Origin of the sequence: Enterobacter cloacae complex sp. OE43NF (assembly GCF_023544405.1) — a bacterium.
In the GTDB taxonomy this organism is placed as follows: domain Bacteria; phylum Pseudomonadota; class Gammaproteobacteria; order Enterobacterales; family Enterobacteriaceae; genus Enterobacter; species Enterobacter cloacae.
Genome location: NZ_JAMJFW010000103.1, coordinates 1 through 3,699, shown reverse-complemented (window position 1 = coordinate 3,699; position 3,699 = coordinate 1). Strand labels below are relative to the sequence as shown.

The following is a 3,699-nucleotide window of genomic DNA, read 5'->3' as shown; positions in this document are numbered from 1 at the left end:
GGCGATTGTTACTCGTTTTGGACAAGTCAGCCTGAAGGAAAATCAGCGACGAACCGGCACTGATTATTTGCATCCTGAACGTCTGTCCTTACCTCTGACATTGCGACCATCCTTAAAGCCCGCTTTACGCAACATCAGACGTTAGTAAGTCATTCTCAATATTGCTCTAATCAAAGTGAATCCCCAGATCTGATGCAATTTATGCAAATCAAATGCTCCAGAAGACGGCTGGCAGACTATCAACAGGATATCTGTATGGCCACTCTTGCACTCTGCATTCCGATTGACGCCGCATCGTAAGTTGAAGTTGGCTAATCTTTGAGATGTAGTACCCTCTATACAGTGCGGATTTTAATTAATGGAATAAATGATTATGAGTGAAAATGATACAATCCAAAAGAAGTCTAAAAGCCAGATTAACAAAGCGGTATTCTTTACATCTGCTTTGTTAATTTTCCTTCTTGTCGCCTTTGCCGCTGTATTCCCGGATGTCGCCGACAAAAATTTTAAACTACTTCAGCAACAAATCTTCACGAATGCCAGCTGGTTCTACATCCTTGCAGTGGCCCTGATTCTACTGAGTGTCTCGTTCCTGGGACTCTCACGCTACGGTGATATCAAACTGGGTCCGGACCATGCGCAGCCTGATTTTAGCTATCACTCCTGGTTTGCGATGCTTTTCTCGGCAGGGATGGGGATCGGCCTGATGTTCTTTGGCGTTGCTGAACCTGTGATGCATTATCTTTCACCTCCTGTCGGCACTCCAGAGACCGTTGCGGCAGCGAAGGAAGCAATGCGCCTGACGTTCTTCCACTGGGGCCTGCACGCATGGGCAATCTATGCCATTGTGGCACTGATCCTGGCCTTTTTCAGTTACCGTCACGGTCTGCCTTTAACGCTGCGTTCCGCACTTTATCCCATTATTGGCGAGCGCATATACGGACCTGTAGGCCATGCGGTTGATATTTTCGCCGTTATTGGCACCGTCTTTGGCGTTGCGACATCGCTGGGGTACGGTGTTTTGCAGGTGAATGCTGGTTTGAATCATCTTTTCGGGGTGCCTATTAATGAAACGGTGCAGGTGATTCTAATCGTTGTCATCACTGGTTTAGCGACGATTTCGGTGGTGTCCGGCCTGGACAAGGGAATACGTATACTGTCTGAGCTCAACCTGGGCCTGGCAGTGCTGCTGCTGGCGCTGGTCCTGTGTCTGGGACCAACCGTGCTTCTGCTGAAGTCATTTGTGGAAAATACGGGCGGTTATCTTTCTGAACTGGTGAGTAAAACTTTTAACCTTTATGCGTATGAACCTAAGTCGAGCAACTGGCTGGGGGGCTGGACATTACTGTACTGGGGATGGTGGCTTTCATGGTCGCCGTTTGTGGGGATGTTCATCGCAAGAGTCTCGCGCGGTCGAACCATTCGCGAGTTTGTCACCGGCGTGCTGTTTGTTCCCGCCGGCTTCACGCTCATGTGGATGACGGTGTTTGGTAACAGCGCAATCTATCTCATTATGCACCAGGGGGCGGCTGATCTCGCCAATACCGTTCAGCAGGATGTCGCGCTGGCCCTGTTTAATTTCCTGGAGCATTTCCCGTTTTCTTCCGTGCTGTCATTTATTGCAATGGCGATGGTCATTGTCTTCTTTGTCACCTCGGCTGACTCCGGGGCAATGGTTGTTGATACGCTGGCATCGGGTGGCGTCGCTAACACGCCTGTATGGCAGCGAATTTTCTGGGCCTCGCTCATAGGGATTGTGGCAATCGCACTGCTGATTGCGGGGGGACTGAGCGCGCTGCAAACCGTGACAATAGCGAGCGCATTACCTTTCTCAGTGATTTTACTGATATCCATATACGGATTATTAAAAGCCCTGCGTCGGGATTTGACCAAGCGTGAAAGCCTGAGCATGGCGACTATTGCTCCGACTGCAGCGCGTAACCCGATTCCATGGCAGAGACGCTTGCGCAATATCGCTTATCTGCCAAAGCGCTCTCTTGTGATACGCTTTATGGGCGACGTTATCCAGCCCGCCATGACGCTGGTTCAGGAAGAACTGAATAAACAGGGAACGATAAGCCATATAAGTGATACTGATGACGAACGAATTCGGCTTGAAGTCGATTTGGGCAATGAGCTGAACTTTATTTATGAAGTGAGACTTCGTGGCTATAACTCACCGGCTTTCGCCATGGCTGCAATGGACAATGACGAGCAGCAGGTTGAGCAACATCGATATTATCGCGCTGAGGTCTATCTGAAAGAAGGCGGTCAAAACTATGATGTGATGGGCTGGAATCAGGAACAGCTGATTAATGACATACTGGACCAGTACGAAAAACACCTGCACTTCCTGCACCTCGTTCGTTAATACAAAAATGCCGTCCTGCCGGGCGGCATTTATTTTCCCGAACTTAATACAAGGATATGCTGAATGATTTTACGCTGGCAATGGATTCTCAGGCAGACACTTAAAAAACTATGGTTCAGGGCAACGTTATTTGCAATGGTAGCAATAATAACGGCCCTTTTATCTATTCTTTTTAGATCAATGATCCCAGAGTCAGTATCAGTGAAGGTTGGTGCGGAAGCAGTTGATAATATTCTGAACATACTGGCATCGAGTATGCTGGCGGTGACCACATTTTCACTGAGTATCATGGTCACCGCTTACGGTTCAGCCACTACTAATGTGACGCCCAGAGCCACGCGTTTAGTTGTAGAAGACGTAACCACACAAAATGTACTGGCCACTTTTATCGGTTCTTTTCTCTTCAGCCTGGTAGGGATTATTGCCCTCAATATGGGAGCCTACGGAGAAAGGGGTAGAGTCATTTTATTCATTGTAACACTGGTTGTCATTGCCTTAATAATCATCACATTGCTTCGCTGGATACAGCATTTGACCTCTCTGGGCAGGGTAGGTGAGACAACAGCAAAAGTAGAACAGGCGGCGATCGAGACATTTATTGCGAGAGCAAAAAGTCCATGTCTTGGCGGATATCCATGGCTTGAGAACAATGAACAACCAAAAGGAACTGTTGCCGTATATCCGGAGAAAATTGGCTATGTTGAATATATTGACATGGTCAAGCTCGGCAGTCTGCTGAGCAATGATCCTCGTCATGTATATCTTGTGGCGCAGCCAGGCAGTTTCATACATCCATCGATGCCAGTTTTGTACCTGAGTTCTGGTCAGGAGTCATCAATCTGTACCGATTTACTTGAAACGATCATTGTCTCGGATGTGCGTTCATTTGCTCAGGATCCCCGATTCTGTCTCAGCGTCATGGCCGAAATAGCCTGCAGGGCCCTTTCGCCCGCAGTAAACGATCCCGGTACTGCGATTGATGTCATTGGCAGAGGTGTTCGAATACTCTCCGCTTACGCGCAGAATAAAATAGATGAAACTGAAGTGATATATCCTTCAGTACATGTTGCGCCACTTCAGATCAAAGACCTACTGGAAGACTTTTTCTTACCTGTTGCACGTGATGGTGCGAGTATGAGGGAGATTCAGATAAGAGTCCTTAAAGGACTGTCTATGCTGAGTAAGGGTTGGCCTGGGATGTTTGCTGAAGCCGCACATATACTGGCATCTGAAACATTAGAGCATGCAACTCGTACTGGTCATATAGCCCATGACGAATATCTTATAAAATCAATTTATTATAATTTATTCAGTGGCGAAAATCCTAA

2 protein-coding genes are annotated in these 3,699 nt (G+C 47.6%); both read left to right on the top strand.

Annotated elements, in window-relative coordinates; translation table 11 throughout:
- Nucleotides 1-373 precede the first annotated feature (373 nt).
- A complete protein-coding gene (locus M8370_RS22935; protein WP_047353163.1) occupies nucleotides 374-2,371 on the top strand; it encodes a BCCT family transporter in 1,998 nt (665 codons plus the stop codon).
- Nucleotides 2,372-2,434: 63 nt separating this feature from the next.
- Nucleotides 2,435-3,699, top strand: a 1,265-nt coding sequence (locus M8370_RS22930; RefSeq protein WP_110570758.1) for a DUF2254 domain-containing protein, incomplete at its 3' end; no start/stop codon positions are given.

Bases quoted from the DNA above. Each gene is read 5' to 3' on its own strand.
- M8370_RS22935 (WP_047353163.1), top strand. From the start codon at position 374: ATGAGTGAAAATGATACAATCCAAAAGAAGTCTAAAAGCCAGATTAAC.